The 16,379-nt window shown below is 66.5% G+C and carries 13 protein-coding genes; 3 read left to right on the top strand and 10 right to left on the bottom strand.

Going from position 1 to position 16,379, the window contains the following annotated elements; translation table 11 throughout:
• Nucleotides 1–52: 52 nt before the first annotated feature.
• The 3 genes from ACN9M6_RS06075 to ACN9M6_RS06065 all read left to right on the top strand — a co-directional run bounded on the left by ACN9M6_RS06075 (nucleotide 53) and on the right by ACN9M6_RS06065 (nucleotide 7,027).
• Nucleotides 53–2,365 (top strand): DUF5916 domain-containing protein, encoded by a 2,313-nt coding sequence (locus tag ACN9M6_RS06075; protein WP_419162018.1) that lies wholly within the window; start codon nucleotides 53–55, stop codon nucleotides 2,363–2,365.
• Between the two features lie 140 nt (nucleotides 2,366–2,505).
• A complete protein-coding gene (locus ACN9M6_RS06070) occupies nucleotides 2,506–4,734 on the top strand; it encodes a DUF5916 domain-containing protein (protein WP_419162017.1) in 2,229 nt (742 codons plus the stop codon).
• A 13-nt stretch (nucleotides 4,735–4,747) separates the two neighbouring features.
• Nucleotides 4,748–7,027: a DUF5916 domain-containing protein gene (locus ACN9M6_RS06065; protein ID WP_419162016.1), complete on the top strand. Its 2,280-nt coding sequence runs from the start codon at nucleotides 4,748–4,750 to the stop codon at nucleotides 7,025–7,027.
• An 887-nt stretch (nucleotides 7,028–7,914) separates the two neighbouring features.
• Here ACN9M6_RS06065 and ACN9M6_RS06060 read toward each other — a convergent pair.
• The 10 genes from ACN9M6_RS06060 to ACN9M6_RS06015 all read right to left on the bottom strand — a co-directional run bounded on the left by ACN9M6_RS06060 (nucleotide 7,915) and on the right by ACN9M6_RS06015 (nucleotide 16,379).
• A complete protein-coding gene (locus ACN9M6_RS06060) occupies nucleotides 7,915–8,385 on the bottom strand; it encodes a DUF2299 family protein (RefSeq protein WP_419162015.1) in 471 nt (156 codons plus the stop codon).
• Between the two features lie 93 nt (nucleotides 8,386–8,478).
• On the bottom strand, nucleotides 8,479–9,291 hold the full coding sequence (locus tag ACN9M6_RS06055) for a tetratricopeptide repeat protein (RefSeq protein ID WP_419162014.1): 813 nt from the start codon (nucleotides 9,289–9,291) through the stop codon (nucleotides 8,479–8,481).
• 62 nt (nucleotides 9,292–9,353) lie between these two features.
• Nucleotides 9,354–10,250 (bottom strand): DUF368 domain-containing protein, encoded by an 897-nt coding sequence (locus ACN9M6_RS06050; RefSeq protein ID WP_419162013.1) that lies wholly within the window; start codon nucleotides 10,248–10,250, stop codon nucleotides 9,354–9,356.
• A gap of 14 nt (nucleotides 10,251–10,264) precedes the next feature.
• Nucleotides 10,265–10,951 carry a protein-L-isoaspartate(D-aspartate) O-methyltransferase gene (locus tag ACN9M6_RS06045; protein WP_419162012.1) on the bottom strand — a complete coding sequence of 229 codons (687 nt, stop codon included), beginning with the start codon at nucleotides 10,949–10,951 and terminating at the stop codon, nucleotides 10,265–10,267.
• On the bottom strand, nucleotides 10,933–11,700 hold the full coding sequence (surE, locus tag ACN9M6_RS06040) for a 5'/3'-nucleotidase SurE (protein ID WP_419162011.1): 768 nt from the start codon (nucleotides 11,698–11,700) through the stop codon (nucleotides 10,933–10,935). Before surE ends, ACN9M6_RS06045 begins: the two co-directional genes overlap by 19 nt.
• Nucleotides 11,697–12,059, bottom strand: a complete 363-nt coding sequence (locus ACN9M6_RS06035) for a MerR family transcriptional regulator (RefSeq protein WP_419162010.1) — start codon at nucleotides 12,057–12,059, stop codon at nucleotides 11,697–11,699. The genes surE and ACN9M6_RS06035 overlap by 4 nt, the downstream gene beginning before the upstream one ends.
• Nucleotides 12,060–12,122: 63 nt before the next feature.
• Nucleotides 12,123–13,133, bottom strand: coding sequence for an NAD(P)H-dependent glycerol-3-phosphate dehydrogenase (locus tag ACN9M6_RS06030; protein ID WP_419162009.1), 1,011 nt, complete (start codon nucleotides 13,131–13,133; stop codon nucleotides 12,123–12,125).
• Nucleotides 13,130–13,774, bottom strand: a complete 645-nt coding sequence (plsY, locus tag ACN9M6_RS06025) for a glycerol-3-phosphate 1-O-acyltransferase PlsY (protein WP_419162008.1) — start codon at nucleotides 13,772–13,774, stop codon at nucleotides 13,130–13,132. The genes ACN9M6_RS06030 and plsY overlap by 4 nt, the downstream gene beginning before the upstream one ends.
• Entirely contained in the window at nucleotides 13,771–15,096 is a 1,326-nt protein-coding gene (gene der, locus ACN9M6_RS06020) for a ribosome biogenesis GTPase Der (RefSeq protein ID WP_419162007.1), read from the bottom strand. Before der ends, plsY begins: the two co-directional genes overlap by 4 nt.
• A gap of 5 nt (nucleotides 15,097–15,101) precedes the next feature.
• Nucleotides 15,102–16,379: a DUF512 domain-containing protein gene (locus ACN9M6_RS06015; protein ID WP_419162006.1), complete on the bottom strand. Its 1,278-nt coding sequence runs from the start codon at nucleotides 16,377–16,379 to the stop codon at nucleotides 15,102–15,104.

The following is a 16,379-nucleotide window of genomic DNA, read 5'->3' as shown; positions in this document are numbered from 1 at the left end:
CCCTCGGGCACCCCGGCGCGCTATGGCGGCAGGCGGTTCGTTCCCCCGGACTATGCGCAACTCCGGCACGTTGGCCCGCGGGTTTCGCCGGCGGGCGGGAGATCTGGTCCCGCTCGTGTGGATCGCGCTGGGGACCGCGCTCACGGCGCCGGGGCTCGCGGCGCAGGCGGCGGGAGCGGGCGAGGTGGACGTGGCGGCACTCCGCTCCACGGCTCCGGTTCCCATCCCCCGGATCACGGAGGAGATCGAAGTGGACGGGGTCGTGGACGAACCCGTCTGGGACACGATCGATCCGCTCCCGCTGTTCATCATGTCCCCGACCCACGGGGGCGAGCAGACCGAGCGGACCGAGATCCGCCTCGGACACGACGACCAATATCTGTACGCGTCGGGGCGGATGTACGACTCGAACCCGGACGGGATCCGCGTAAGCACCTTCTACCGCGATATCTACAGCGGCGACGACCTGCTCTCGTTCGTGGTCGACAGTTACAACGACTACGAGACCGCGCTCTGGTTCGCCACCACCCCCGCCGGCGTCCGCCACGACCGCTCGATCTCCAACGATGCCGAGTTCTCGGGTGACCTCCCGCCGTTCAACCAGGACTGGAACGCGCATTGGGACGTCCGTACGACCCGAAACGAAGAGGGCTGGTTCGCGGAGTTCCGCATCCCGTTCTCGACCCTGGGATTTCAGGCGCAGGGTGATGAAGTGACGATGGGGCTCACCATCTATCGTTACATCAGCCGGAAGAACGAGCGCCAGGTGTATCCGGCCATCGCGCGGGAATGGGGCAGGCTCGCGTTCATGAAGCCGTCACAGACGCAGAGGATGACCGTGCGCGAGGTTCGCCCCACCGCGCCGGTCTATGTGACACCGTACGTGCTCGGAGGCCTCAGCCAGACGCCGGTGCTCCGTGAACCGTCCGACGCGGCCTCGTACTGGGCGGCGGAGCGGGATCCGACGACCGAGCCCGGCATCGATCTCAAGTATTCGCCGTCCTCCAATCTCGCCATCGACCTGACGGTCAATACCGATTTTGCTCAGGTCGAGGCGGACGAACAGCAGGTCAACCTGACCCGTTTCTCTCTCTTCTTTCCGGAGAAACGACAGTTCTTTCAGGAACGGGCTTCGACCTTCGATTTCGGGACGGGAGGGTTCACCGACCGCGTGTTCTTCAGTCGGAGGATCGGGCTCGAGCGAGGTGAACTCGTCAGGATCTACGGTGGGGCGAGGGTCGTCGGCCGGGTGGGGGGGCTGGACTACGGAGTCCTGAACATGCAGACCGCTCCGGCCGGGGGCCGTTCGGGCGAAAACACGGGTGTGATGCGGCTGAAGCAGCAAGTGCTCAACCCCTATTCGTTCGTGGGCGCGATCGTGGCGACCCGACTCGGGCGGAACGGGCAGGACAACATTGCCTACGGCGTGGATACGCAGCTGCGGCCGTTCGGGAACGAGTACCTTACGTTCACATGGGCGCAGACGTTCGACGAGCAGGTCATCGAGCGCAACGTGCTCGACGCGGGGCTGTTCCGGGCCCGGTGGGAGCGGCGGACCGACCGCGGGCTGTGGTACAACCTCTACTATCGGCGCGTGGGGCCGGACTACACCCCGCGGCTCGGGTTTCAGCTGCGGCGGGATTTTTCGCTGTTCGGCGGCCAGGTCGCCCATACATGGCTTCAGGGCCCGAGCGCGTCGCTCAACAATATCACCCTCTCGGTGACGGGCGAGAGCTACTACCGGAACGCCGACATCACGCCGGAGTCACGTTCGATCCGCCCGGAGGTGGAGTTCGACTTCAAGTCGGGCTCGACGATCACGGTGTACTCGAACACGCAGTATGAGGACATCCGGATCCCGTTCCGCGTCGGCGATGTGTCGATCCGGCCGGGCGAGTACTGGTTCCAGGAAGCCGGCATCGACTGGATGCTGCCGCGCACCGCGATCTTCCGCGGCGATATCAAGACGACGGTTGGGAGTTTCTACGACGGGCGGCGCGCGGGGCTGATCTTCAACCCGATCTGGAGCCTGTCACGATACTTCGAGGTCGGCGGCGGCTACGAAGTGAACCGGATCGAGTTTGCCGGCCGCGACGAGGCGACGACGACCCACCTCGGCCGCCTGAAGCTGTCCTTCGCCCTGAACCAGCACATCTCGCTCAGCACTTTTGCGCAGTACAACAACCTCGACGAGCGAACCAGCATCAACGCGCGCTTCCGCTACCACTTCAGGGAAGGCACGGATCTCTGGGTGGTGTACAACGAAGGGCTGAACCTTGAACGAGATCGGGGGTTCGACCCCAGGCTGCCGTGGTCCGCCGGGCGGAACTTCATGATCAAGTACTCGCACACCTTCAGCTTTTGAACCTTCGGGCTTGTCGGCGTGTTCTTGCGGTAGGCGAAGCACCTCCCTGACCCACCCGGACACCCCACATGCCGTTGGCCCGCACGCGTCGTCAAATCCAGCGACTCTCAGGTCCGCTCGCGTGGACCCTGACGGGATGCATGCTCCTGGCTCCGGGGCTCGCCGCGCAGGCCGGGGGCTCGGACGAGGCGGACGTGGCGTCGCTCCGGTCCCGCGTGCCGGTCCCCATCCCCCGCCTCACGGGCGAGATCATCCTCGATGGCCGGGTGGACGAACCGGCGTGGGAGGCCATCGAGCCGCTGCCCATCTTCGTGTGGGCGCCGACCCACGGAGGCGATCCAACCGAGCGCACGGAATTCCGGATCGCGCACGATGACGAGAACCTCTACCTGTCCGGGCGGCTGTACGACTCGGACCCCGAAGGCATCCGCCTGAACACCTTCTACCGCGACACGTTCAGCGGCGACGACCTGCTCTCGTTCGTGATCGACAGCTACAACGACTACGAGACCGGACTGTGGTTCGGTACGACACCTGCCGGCGTCCGCCAGGATCGCTCGCTCTCGAACGACGGGGAGTTCACGGGAGACGTGATGCCGTTCAACGTCGACTGGAACGCCCATTGGCACGTCCTCACCTCGCGAAACGAGGAAGGGTGGTTCGCGGAGTACCGGATCCCGTTCTCCACCCTGGGCTTCCAGGCGCAGGGCGACGAAGTGACGATGGGGATCATCATCTACCGCTTCATCGCCCGCAAGAACGAGCGCCACGTCTATCCGGCGATCGGACGCGAATGGGGCCAGGGAGGGTTCCTCAAGCCGTCACAGGGCCAACGGATGACGCTGCGCGGGGTGCGGCCCACGACCCCGGCATACCTCACCCCGTACGTGCTCGGGGGGCTCAGCCGGACACCGGTCCTGCGGGAGGCGTCGGACGCCGCCTCGTTCTGGGGAACGGAGGGAGATCATACGGCCGAACCCGGCCTCGACCTCAAGTATTCTCCGTCGTCGAATCTGGCCATCGATCTCACCGTCAACACGGACTTCGCCCAGGTGGAGGCGGACGACCAACAGGTCAACCTGACCCGGTTCTCGCTCTTCTTTCCGGAGAAACGCCAGTTCTTCCAGGAACGCACCTCGACCTTCGACTTCGGGACGGGTGGGTTCACCGACCGGGTGTTCTTCAGTCGGCGCATCGGGCTTGAGCGGGGAGAACTCGTCCGGATATACGGGGGCGCAAGGCTGGTCGGCCGGCTTGGAGGCCTGGACTTCGGGTTCCTCAACATGCAGACCGCTCCGGCCGCGGGTCGATCGGGCGAAAATATGGGCGTGCTGCGGCTCAAGCAGCAGGTGTTCAATCCGTATTCGTTCGTCGGGGGCATCGTCGCGACCCGTTACGGCGCGAACGGCCAGGACAACATCGCCTACGGGCTGGATGCTCAACTGCGTCCGTTTGGCAACGAATACCTGACGCTGACGTGGGCGCAGACCTTCGACGAGCGGGTCAGGGAGCGCAACACGCTCGACGCGGGTCTCATCCGCGCCCGGTGGGAGCGGCGGACGGATCGCGGGATCTGGTACAATCTCTTCTACCGGCGGGTGGGTCCGGACTACCTGCCGCGTCTCGGCTTCCAGCTGCGGAACGACTTCACGCTGTACGGGGGCCAGTTCGCCCATAGCTGGCTCCGGGGCTCCAGCGCCGCGCTCAACGCTGTCACGCTGCTGATGATGGGCGAGAACTACCACCGCAACGCCGACCTCACGGTCGAGTCCCGCTCGATCCGTCCCTCGGTGTCGCTCGATTTCAAGTCGACCGCGAACATCACGGCCTACCTGAACGCGCAGTTCGAGGACATCCGGCGGCCGTTCCCGGTCGGGTCGGTGTCCATCCAGCCGGGAGAGTACTGGTTCCACGAAGCCGGTATCGACTGGATGCTGCCGCGCAGCACGATCTTCCGCGGCGACATCAGGACGTCGATGGGGAGCTTCTACGACGGGCGGCGCGTGGGTTTGATCTTCAACCCCACGTGGACCGTTTCACGCTACCTGGAAGTGATCGGGGGCTACGAGGTCAACCGGATCGAGTTCCGCGGCCGGGGCGAAGCGACGACGACGCAACTCGGCCGCCTGCGGCTGAATTTCGCCTTCAACACGCACCTCTCGCTCAGCGCGTTCGCGCAGTACAACAACCTCGCTGACCGGACGAGCATCAACGCGCGCTTCCGGTACCACTTTCGGGAAGGCACGGATCTCTGGATTGTGTACAATGAAGGGTTCAACTTCGAACGCGACCGGAGATTCGATCCGAGGCTGCCATGGTCGGCGGGACGCAACATCATGATCAAATACTCGCACACCTTCATCTGGTAGGTCGGCCCCCCGCATGAGAGGCTTGCGGGCCACGCGCCCGACCCGATCCGGCTTCGCCCTCTGTCTGGCGGCGGCGTTCGCGGCCGCGAATCCGGCTCTGGGCGCCGCGCAGGAGGGCGGGCGAGGGAAGCCCCCCGTCCCGCTCACGCGTCTCGAGGGACACGGGCACGTGCACCTCGACGGCTTCGTCGACGAGCCCGTCTGGGCGGACATCGAGCCGGTGCCTCTCGTGATGTATTCGCCCACCTACGGCGGGGAACTCACCGAAGATACGGAAATCCGGATCGCCTACGACGACCGCTATCTCTATGTCGCCGGGCGACTGTTCGATTCCGATCCCGGCGGGATACGTGCGAACAGCTTCAGCCGCGATGGGTTCAGCGGCGACGACCAGTTCTCCATCGTGCTCGACAGCTACAACGACCACGAGACGGCCGTGGCGTTCGTGGTGAATCCGAATGGGGCGCGGTCCGACCGCACGGTGTGGGGCGATGCCGAATGGACCGCGGGTACGCGGCCCTTCAACAGCGACTGGAACGCGCACTGGGATGGCCTCGCGCAGCAGACGGGGGAGGGATGGTCCGCGGAAATGCGCATCCCGTTCTCGACGCTGGGGTTCCAGAACACCGGCGGGGAAGTGACGATGGGGCTCATCGTGTACCGTTCCATCTCGCGGAAGAACGAGCGCCACGTCTATCCGGACATCTCCCCCGAGTACGGCTTCTTCGGCTTCGGAAAGCCTTCGCTCGCGCAGCGCGTCACGTTTCACACGGTGAACCGGGCGAAGCCGATCTACGTGACGCCGTATCTGCTCGGGGGGATGACGCAGATCCCGACGCTGCGGGAGCCGCCGGACGTGGCCGCGTACTGGGAGACGACCGACGAACCGACGCGGGAGCCGGGGCTCGACTTCAAGTACTCTCCCTCATCGAACCTCTCCATCGACCTGACGGCGAACACCGACTTCGCCCAGGTCGAGGCGGATGACCAGCAGATCAACCTGACGCGCTTCCCGCTCTTCTTCCCGGAGAAACGTCAGTTCTTCCAGGAGCGGTCGGCGACCTTCGACTTCGCCACGGGCGGGATCACGGACCGCGTGTTCTTCAGCCGCCGCATCGGCCTCGACCGCGGGGAACTGGTGCGCATCTATGGAGGTGCGCGCCTGGTCGGGCGGGCCGGGGGACTGGACTTCGGGTTCCTCAACATGCAGACGGCCCCAAGGGCGGGTCGGCCGGGCGAGAACATGGGCGTGCTGCGGCTCAAGCAGCAGGTCTTCAACCAGAATTCCTCGGTCGGGGGGATCGTCGCCACGCGGGTGGACGCCTACGGCAAAAGCAACATCGCATGGGGCGCGGACAGCGAAATCCGGGTGTTCGGGGACGAATACCTGACGCTGAAGTGGGCCCAGACCTTCGACGACGAGGTGGTGGAGCGGAACCCGCTCGACGCCGGTGCCTTCTTCGCGCAGTTCGCGCGGCGGCGGCAGGAAGGGTTCGCCTACAGCGCGCAGTATCGCCGTGTGGGGGGAGATTACCTGCCGCGGCTCGGCTTCCAGCTGCGCAAGGACTTCACGCTCTTCGGCGGATCGGCCGGGTATTCCTGGTTCCTCGGTGTGGATTCGCAGCTTCGCGCGGTGACGATCAGTACTGAAACCGAGCACTACTACAGAAACTCGGACCTGACGCCGGAATCCCGGACGTTCGCCCCTCAGATGCTCATAGCGCTGAAGTCGGGCAGCTTCTTCACCCTCACGTCCCGCTCGAGCTTCGAGAGCATCCGGACCTCGTTCCCGATCGCGGGGCTGAGTATCGACCCGGGAGAATACCGGTTTCACGAAGCGGAGGTCTCCGTGCGGCTGGGGCGCGGCGGCCATGTGAGGGGAGAACTCGGAGGATCGGCCGGCAGCTTCTACGACGGGCGCCGGGTGAGCCTGCGGTTGAGCCCGGCGTTAAACATCTCCCGACATCTGGAGATCCGTCCCGGATACGACATCAATCGCTTCGAGTTGCCCGGTCGTCCGTACCTTACCACACACCTGGCCAGACTCAACCTGGATTTCTCACTCGACACGCACCTCTCGCTGAGCACGCTCGCGCAGTACAACTCGACGATGGACCAGATCAGCGTCAACGCGCGCTTCCGCTATCACTTCCGCGAGGGTGTGGACCTCTGGGTCGTCTACAACGAGGGCTACTTCGTGGATCGTACCAGCACCAACGGCCGCGATCCGGTGCTCCCGTTCTCGTCGGGGCGGGCGCTGATGGTGAAGTTCTCCCACACCTTCACGCTCTAGCCTCACGACCGTTGGGCATCAGAGGATTTTCCTGGTCAAGTTCGCGTACAAGTTTACATAATATATCTTATGTGCCATAAGCGGGCTGACATATAATTCCGGGTGTGGGTGCTTCTTGAAGGAAGCGGCTCGGTGCGACGCGGAGGGGTTGGCGGTCAGCCGCTGCTGCAACGAGTTCCAGGCTTTTCGTACGGGGTGACCGGGTGCGACCGTCATGATGATACCGCCGATCTGACCGTGGAGGAACTTCTCGTTCGGCTTGCCGTGGGCGGCGGCGATACCGAGCCTTGGCGGCGCCGTATGCTGCGTAGTAGGCACGGCTTCTCAGGTCCGCCTCCGATCTCCGTTGTTTGAGTTCCTTGGCCGTTTCGAAGGCCTTCCGGGAAGAACCTGTGGCGGGGATCACCCATGTGGACAAGGCTTTGCTTCGTCCTCGCTGAGCGTCGTAGACACGTTCAACGGCCTCTTGCTATACGAGGCTGCCGGGATAACCTCCATCAGTGAACGTGACGGGGAGACCGCGGGAACGGTGTGGGTAGCTAGGGGCGAGAACTCAGCGCTCAGATCCGTCTAACGATCTCCCGCGCCTTCACCGCTACCTCCGAACGGGTAAGTAGCGTATCCGTTCTTCGGTCGCAGCGTCCGGCGATGGCGCCCCAATGTGCCAACGGGCCCTGCATCGAGTCGACTGCAAGAACAGCTCGCGGTCTCTTCCCACAAACGGTAGATTGCGCCGCGGAAGATGTTCGGGGACGTGATGCGGTTCCCAGGACGCGAAACGCGTGCTCCCCCAAGCTGGTAGCGCACGTCCGGTGGTCCTGCCTCACGTCGTCCGCGCGGTATGCGCCCCTGTTGATTCAGGAAGTAGGGCGAGTCCGTTCGTCCAGTCACCTCGCGGCAAGTTTCTCGAACCGCTTGAAGATATTGCTCGCTGAGCGCACAGCCCTGTACCCAGCAAAGAAACCTACACGTGTTACCTGTTCGTCCACGAGTCGCCGTGTCAGCGTTACCTCCATGCTGCCGTCACGACGCTCTCCCTCCGGCACCTCACCGGCAAAAACAGCTTCGACGGGAATGGCAAAAATCGTAAGCTTGAGATCGGCCAGGAAGGTACGAAGGGCTCGATCGGTGAGACTCGCCAGCGTAGCCAAATGGTCATCAGAAACGACGATGTTACTCTGGATAGCGATGTAACCCGGATCTTCGCTACGCTGCGCTACGAGCACGCCCGAAGATGGCTCGGGCTTGGTGGTGACTACTACCCCCCAAGTCCAACCCGCATCTTCAATGTTAACATCGTGTACCGTTCCTCCACCCAACCGCCAAGGATTTCGCGCATCGGAGGGGTCACGTACCACCTTGTCGTGGTTGGCTGTGCCTTGACATACTCGCCACTAGGGTACACCGGGTAGCCGCGCACGTTTCCCCTGTCAAGACCGAGGTTCTGGCCGCTACCTCGTCCCCACGGGACCGCGCTCGCGCTCCGCCGCCAGACAGGCCCCTCGAGTTCCGCTGTCGCGCTCCCGGTCGCACATACGGCCTTGTGCTCCATTTGGAGGAAGGTTGGCCGCGCTGCTGGCGTCGAGCTCGCCCTTGACCTCGCCAAGGCGAAGGCGGTACACGCCCGCTTCCACCGGATCCTCCGAGGCGGCTTCCTCGGCGATGGCGGCGTAGATCGTCGCGGCCTCTTCCATACGCCCGAGTGAAGCCAGGATGCGGCCGGCTGCTGCCCGCACCTCGCGACGCTGGAAGGCGAAGCGGGCCGCCTCTCCCAGCGCCACGTACGTGGCCAGGGCAGCCTCCGCGTCTCCGGTCGCCTCCTGGGCGGCGCCCAGGAGTGTGCGTGCCGCGAGGCCGACGGGCTGGTCGACCGGTTCGGAGACCTCGCTCGCGACCCTCGCCGCCTCCACGGCCTGCCCGTTGTCCAGGTAGGTCCGCGCGAGGAGGAGACGGCCTTCGTCCGCGGCCGACACCCCGTCAAATCGCTGGACGTAGGCTTCGAGGTCGGGGATGAGGGTTTCGGGGTTGACCGCGCCCAGCCGAAGTAACGCGAGGTCCCCCGTGGCCTGGTCTCGCACCGAGGCCTGGAAGTTCGTGTAGTACACGATCCCCACGACGACCATCGCGATGCCGGCGGCTCCCACCAGCACCGCTCGTATGTTCTTGTTTGCCCATTCGGCCAGACGGAAGGTCGATCGGACGAAGGCGTCCTCCTTCTGACCGGGTCCGTCTGGTGTCTTACCGCTGGCGAGCGCATCCGCCATTGTCGTGTCCCCTCCTCGAAATCCGTGTCGGCGTGGAAGCTACCGGGCGCGGCGGATCGCCGCTACTTGCCTCGAAATCCACGCCCTCGGGCCGCCCGGTCGATCGCCAGCACCGCGGCGGCCCCGAGGAGAGCGAGGGCCAGCACCGGCCAGATTTCCGCGGCGTTCGGGGGCCAGCGGTTCTCCGTGAGCCACTCGACCCTGCCCCCGCTGTGCGTGTACAGCTCGCGGACCCGCTCCTTCCAGGGCCAGAGGGCGTTCAGCGACCCTGCCAGGAACCCCGTGAGCAGGCTCAGCGTCGCCGCCCGTCTCCGGGACAGGAGCCGCCCGAGGACACGGCTGAAGCTGAGCAGCCCGAGGACCACCCCGACGCCGACGGCCACGATCCGTACCGCGTCGAGGCCCTGCAGAGCGCCGATCACCGGGGCGTAGGCCCCGAGGATGAGCAGGATGAAGCTACCGGAGATACCGGGCAGAATCATGGCACAGGCGGCCACTCCCGCGGCTGCGGCGAGGAAGAGCGGCGCGTCGGAGCGGACGAGTGGCGGGAGCGACGTGACGGAGGCGGCCAGCGCTGCGCCGGCGGTGGCGAGGGCCCACACGCCGGCCCGCCGGCGGTCGGTGATGCGCCGGGCCACGAGCGGGACCGACGCCGCTACGAGGCCGAAGAAGAAGCCCCAGAGCTGAACGGGCCGATTGGCGAGCAGCCAGTGGAGCCCCCCGGCGAAGGCGACCACGCTCGTGAGAATACCGGCGAGCAGGACGGTCAGGAAGCCCATGTTGCCGGCCCTCCACGCCGCACTGACGCCGTCCTCCCGCAGCACGCGCAGCAGCCCGTGGTCGAGGCCGGCGATCGTCGCGACGAGTTCGTCATAGATCCCCGAGATGAACGCGATCGTCCCCCCGGACACCCCCGGCACGAGGTCGGCCATCCCCATGGCCAGGCCCTTCGCGTACAACGCACCCCAGCTCCTCACCCGGGCCGGCCTCGCCGTCTGCCCGGCCGATTCCCATCAATGAGCGGAACGAAGCGCGCGCGGGCGATCTTTTTGCGCAGGAACTCGTCGCCCCGCCGCGTATACCTGCGCAGTTCCTGCCGACGCGTCCCGACGGGCACGATCATGTGCCCCCCCTCGGCGAGCTGTTCGAGGAGCGCGGTCGGCGGGCGTGCCGTCGCGGCGCAGACGATAATGGCCTGGAACGGCGCGGGCCCCGGCCAGCCCAGATTCCCGTCGCCCAGCATCAAGCGGGCCTTCACGCCGAGCCGGCTCAGGGTGTGCGCGGCGCTCTCGTGCAGCGACTGCACCCGTTCGATCGAGTACACCTCCGCCCCCAGTTTCGCGAGCAGCGCCGTCTGGAACCCCGCCCCGGTTCCGACCTCGAGAATGCGCTGTCCGGCACCGACCTCCGCGGCCGCGATGCTGAGTGCGTGGATGGTGGGGCTCGAGATCGTCTGCCCGGCGCCGATCGGCAGCGGGACGTCGTCGTAGGCGCGGTGGCTCATGATCTCCGGGACAAAAACGTGTCGCGGTACGCTGGCGAACGCGTGAAGGAGCGCCAGGTCACGGATACCTCCGGCCCGGAGGTGTTCCACGAGGCGCTGGCGGTCGCGCCGGAAGTCGGCCGCCGGGTCGCGCGCCGTCAGCTCCCCAGACCCCACGATCTCACCTCGTTGAGGAGTTCGAAATTCGTCAGGTCCAGGTGGAGCGGCGTGACCGATACATAGCCGGCGCGCACGGCCCTGAAATCGGAATCCTCCCGACCCCTCCAGGCCGAGTGCCCCCCTCCGATCCGGAAGGAATCGTACCCCTGCGGGTCCCTGCTCCGCCGCAGCGAGTCGTGATAGACGCGGCGTCCGAGCGCCGTGACCACGACGCCCTCCACCTCGCTCGCGGGGCGGTTCGGAAGGTTGACGTTGAGGAAGGTCTCGTCCGGAAACCCTGTCCTGCGGAGACAGGATCCGATCAGGTCGCCCAGCAGGTTCGCATACGTGTCCAGCACCGTCTCGTCGTCTCCGGTAAACGAGAAGGCGATCGCGGGAACGCCAAGGATCGTCGCTTCCATCGCCCCCGCCACCGTGCCGGAGTAGAGCACATCCTCGCCCATGTTGGGCCCGTGGTTGACCCCCGACAGCACGAACCCGGGCGGTGTCTCGAGGATCTCCTTCACGGCGAGGAGTACGCAGTCGGTCGGCGTCCCGTCCACCATGTAGCGCCGCTCCGAGAGCTGTGTCAGGCGGATCGGCCGGTGGAGGGAGAGGGCGTGACTGGTCGCGCTCTGTTCCCGGTCCGGTGCCACCGTCCACACATCGCCGAAGGCCTCGGCCACCCGCGCCAGGAGCGAGAGCCCACCCGCCTGCACGCCGTCGTCGTTCGTGCACAGCAGGACAGGCTGTCCCCTGCCGGTCACTCCGCCGCGCCGCTCTCGAGCAGTTCCATCAACTCGTCGGCCTCCCGTCGAAGGTCGCGGATCGTCTCGCGATCCCAGGCGACACGCGCCGCCTTGGCCAACTGGCCGCTCTCTCGCAGCTGATCGAGTTTCCGTCTCGCCCCTTCAATCGTGTAGCGCTCCGTGTAGAGCAGGTGGCGCAGCAGCTGGATGAGTTTGATCTGTTTCCGCCGGTAGACCCGGTTCCCCGCCCGATTCTTCGAGGGTCGCAGTACGGAGAACTGGCTCTCCCAGTAGCGGAGGACGTGCGGCTTGAGATCGGCGATTTCGCACACGTCTCCGATCGAATAGTACTCTTTCGGCGCGATGCGGTTCGCCACGCTGTCCCCTCCCCTCTCCGAATGCGTCATTCCGTGCCGGGCCCGGCGGCCCCGGGCACCAAACTAGCCCCAGCGTTCGGGCTTCGGCTCCCGGGCCATCAAGCGGGCAAGCGCCGCTCGGGGCGCGACTTCTTCGTACAGGATCGAATATACGCCGCTCGTGATCGGCATCTCCACGCCGAGCTGCCGGCTCAACTCGAACGCCGCCCGGGCCGTCCTGGCGCCTTCCACCACCTGCGCCATCTCACCGATCACATCAGCGGGACGGCGCCCCGAGCCGATGGCCAGCCCGGCGGAGCGGTTCCGGCTCAGCCGGCCCGTGCATGTGAGGACGAGATCCCCGAGTCCGGCGAGCCCGCCCAGCGTCGTCTCCCGCGCCCCGAGGTGCCTGGCGAGGCGCGCGATCTCCGCCAGCCCGCGGTTGATCAGCGCCGCCCGCGCGTTCGACCCCAGTTCGAGTCCATCCGAGATCCCCGCGGCGAGCGCGATCACGTTCTTGAGCGCCCCTCCCAACTCCACGCCATCAACATCGGGCTGCGTGTAGACGCGCAGGTAACCGTTCCGGAACAGGCTCTGCACCGCCAGGGCGTGGTCCTCACGCCGACTGGCCGCAACCACCGCCGTCGGTAGTTGCCGGAGCAATTCCTCCGCGAAGCTGGGTCCCGACAGGACGACCGTGCGCGCTCCGGCCGCTTCCCCCAGCGTCTCCACGATGACTTCCGACATGCGACGGTGCGTCCCGGTCTCGATCCCCTTCGAGGCGGAGATCAGCACCTGGTCGTCGAGATGCGCGGCGGCCCGGCCGAGCACCTCACGCACGGCGTGCGACGGGCACACCGACACTACAAACCGGGTACCGGCGAGGGCCTCCCCGAGTTCCGCCGTAATGGCGAGCGGTCGGGCGAGTTCGATCCCCGGCAGGTAGCGCTCGTTGGTACCATCCTCCCGCATCGCGGCGACGTGCTCCGGGTCCCGCGCCCACAGCCGCACCTGGTGACCGTTTCGAACCAGCACGTCGGCCAGCGCCGTGCCCCAGCTTCCCGCGCCCAGTACGGCGACGGTCTGCCCGTTCACGCGCCATCCTCCCGGCCTTCGGGCGGGGGCGTCCCGGCCGGCGGCGCCCGTCCCCGGCGCCAGTCGATCTGGAACTCCTCCCGCCGCACGATCCGCGCCACGTTCGCTCGGTGCGTCCACCACACCGTCAGCGCGAGCAGCAGCGCGTACGACACGACCGAGCGCGGCGCCGCCGAGGCGCGCGCCATGATGGGGACGAGGCTGGCCGATACGAGCGAGGCGACGGACGCCGTACGGGTGAGGGTCACCGTCACGACCCACACCAGGAAGGCGACCGCCACGGCGACAGGCGCCAGCGCCGCCATCGTGCCGGCCGCGGTCGCGACCCCCTTCCCTCCCTTGAACCTCGTGTACACGGGCCACACGTGGCCGGTGATCGCGGCGAGCCCGTAGGCCAGCGCCCAGGCTCCGGTCCGCCCGTCCCAGATCGGGAAGAACCACACAGGGAGGAATCCCTTGAGCAGGTCGACGATGAGCACGGCAACGGCCGGAAAGAACCCCAGGATCCGGTAGGCATTGGTTGAGCCGAGGTTGCCGCTCCCCTCCCGCCGGAGGTCATACCCGTAGGCCCTGCCCACGAGATAGCTGGTCGGAAATGCTCCGACGAGATAGGCCGAGAGTGTGAGCAGCGGCGCCGTCACTCGCGCCCCGAGCGTTTCTTCAGCTTGATCCGGATGGGAGACCCCTCGAATCCCCAGGCCTCCCGGAAGCCGGCAACGAGGTATCTCACATAGTGCTCCTTCAGGTCGTGGGGCCGGTTGGACCAGAGTATGAAGAGCGGCGGGGATGCCGCCACCTGGCTGGCGTACAGCAGCCGCACGTCACCCCGCCCCCCCTGCGGCGGCTGGCGACGCGCAACCAGATTCTGGAGCACCTGGTTCACCTCGGAGGTGCGGATGCGTTGCGCCCGCGCCTCCTGCACCGCTGACGCGAGGTCGATGACCTTGCTCACTCTCTTCCCCGTCAGCGCCGAACAGGTGATGATCGGGACCCAGCGCAGGTAGTGCGCCCGCCCGCGCAGCTCCCGCTCGAATCCGGCCAGCGCCCCCGGCCCCCGGTCCTCGATCAGATCCCATTTGTTGGCCACGAACACGACACCTTTGCCCGCGTCCCACGCCTGGTGTCCGATCCTGAAATCCTGATTGGCCGCTCCGGCCTCCGTGTCGACGAGCAGAAGACAGATGTCCGCGCGGTCGATCGCCGAGGCCGCGCGCAGGCGCCCGAGAAACTCGAGGTTGTCCACGATACGGGCCTGCCGGCGCAGACCCGCCGTATCGATCAGACGCACGCGCCGGTCCCCCACCTCCAGATCCGTGTCGATGGCATCGCGGGTCGTCCCCGCCTCCTCGTGTACGATGAGGCGTTCTTCGCCGAGGAGGCGGTTCACGAAACTGGACTTCCCCACGTTTGGGCGTCCGATCACCGCTATGCGGATGTCGACCTCGGTCCCTTCGTCCTCCTCCGACTCCGGCAGCGCTCCCACCACCCGGTCGAGAAGGTCCCCGGAACCCTTTCCGCTGAGGGCCGCGAGCGGCGTCGGGTCGCCGAGACCGAGTTCGTAGAAGTCGAGGTGGTCGATCGCGTCGCCGAGTTCGTCCAGCTTGTTCACGCCCAGCACCACGGGAAGGCCGGAGCGGCGCAGGAGTTCGGCCACATGCCGGTCCACGGCCTGGACGCCCTCTCGGCCGTCGACCACCAGCACGACGACATCGGCGTGTCCGATCGCCGTCTCGGCCTGCCGCCTCACCTCGAGGTCCATGTGCTCGTCGGGCTGTTCGACGAGCCCCCCGGTATCGACGAGGAGGAATCGCCGCCCCGCCCACTCCGCCTCGGCGAACTGCCGGTCCCGGGTCACGCCGGGGCGCTCCGCGACGATGGCGACGCGACGCCCGAGGATTCGGTTGAACAGCGTCGACTTCCCCACGTTGGGACGGCCCACGATGGCGACCGTGCGGAGGGCCATCGCCGCTACAGCCGGGAAAGGACGTCGACGAAGTCGCGCGAGGGCTCGATCCGGCGTCCCGGAAAATCGGCTCTGAGCTCTGACAGGCTCACATCATCGAGAAAGAAGTCGTCGTCGTTCAGCGCCTGGGCCGAGAAGAGCGCCACGTCGAACTCTTCGGCCTCCCGGAGCGCGTTCCGGTGGTCGGCTCCGGACAGCAGCCCGGCTGTCGTCACCATGGGCCCGTACAGCGTATTCTCGACCCCCACCGCCGACACCTCGGCGCCGGTCCGGCGGGCGATCCGGTCCCCCAGCCCCGACAGCGTGGGTCCCATCGACAGACCCGTCACCGCGACCACCCTGCGCCCGGGCAGCGCTCCGAGCTCGCCAAGCCGCCGTCCGACATCGTGCGTGAGGCTCGAAATCGCGCCGACGCCGTTGCTCTCCAGCTCCTGGTCGTCGAAGTAGTCCGGCCCCGGCGGTTCAAGTCCGGCCTGCAGGTACATCTCATCTGCCGCATAGCACCAGCCCGTGCCGCGTTCCGCCAGCGCTCGTGTCCGGATCGCGTCGATGGCCGCCAGCGCCGCCCGACATTCCGTCGGGGCCAGGGCTCGCCCTCCCCTCCCGGCATTCCAGATCGTGAGTCCCACCGGCACAATCGACAGGGACCGGATCGCGTCTCCGCGCTGATAGAGGTCCTCCATGGTGCGCGTCAGATGCGGCCCGTCATTGACGTCGGGACAGAGGACGACCTGGGCGTGCACGAGAATGCCCTCGGCGGAGAGTCGGTCGAGATCCTCTCCGATATTGGCGCTACGTGGATTCTTGAGCATGGCGAGCCGCACATCGGAGTCCGTGGCGTGGACACTCACATACAGAGGAGACAGTCGCTGCTCGAATATTCGGTCCCAGTCATCGGGACGAAGATTCGTCAGCGTGATGTAGTGGCCGTGGAGGAAAGACAGTCGATAGTCGTCATCTTTCACATAGAGAGGAGCGCGGAGCTTGTCGAGCTTCGGGTTCCCCTTTACGAAGCAGAACGGGCAGGCGTTCGTACAGCGGCGGATCTTGTCGGGCTCGGGGATGATCCCGAGCGGCTCATCGACCGGTTTCTCGATCTCGAGCAGCAGTCGCTCGCCCGAGCGTTGTTCCGCGAGCACGCGGAGTGACGACTCCGCCTGATGGAACAGAAGGTCCAGGCTGTCCCGGATGGGACGGCCATTGATTTCGAGCACGGCGAGACCGGCCGGAAGCTCGAGGTCGGCGGCGATCGAGCCAGGCTCGACCCTGGCGATTCGTATCAT

Origin of the sequence: Candidatus Palauibacter sp. (assembly GCF_965197445.1) — a bacterium.
Lineage (GTDB): Bacteria > Gemmatimonadota > Gemmatimonadetes > Palauibacterales > Palauibacteraceae > Palauibacter.
This window is presented reverse-complemented; position numbering and strand designations above follow the sequence as displayed.

Excerpts from the sequence above, each read along its gene's own strand:
- ACN9M6_RS06070 (WP_419162017.1), top strand. The coding sequence starts at position 2,506 with ATGCTCCTGGCTCCGGGGCTCGCCGCGCAGGCCGGGGGCTCGGACGAG.
- ACN9M6_RS06075 (WP_419162018.1), top strand. The coding sequence starts at position 53 with ATGCGCAACTCCGGCACGTTGGCCCGCGGGTTTCGCCGGCGGGCGGGA.
- der (WP_419162007.1), bottom strand. The coding sequence starts at position 15,096 with ATGGCCCTCCGCACGGTCGCCATCGTGGGCCGTCCCAACGTGGGGAAG.
- ACN9M6_RS06065 (WP_419162016.1), top strand. The coding sequence starts at position 4,748 with ATGAGAGGCTTGCGGGCCACGCGCCCGACCCGATCCGGCTTCGCCCTC.
- ACN9M6_RS06015 (WP_419162006.1), bottom strand. The coding sequence starts at position 16,379 with ATGATACGAATCGCCAGGGTCGAGCCTGGCTCGATCGCCGCCGACCTC.
- ACN9M6_RS06055 (WP_419162014.1), bottom strand. The coding sequence starts at position 9,291 with ATGGCGGATGCGCTCGCCAGCGGTAAGACACCAGACGGACCCGGTCAG.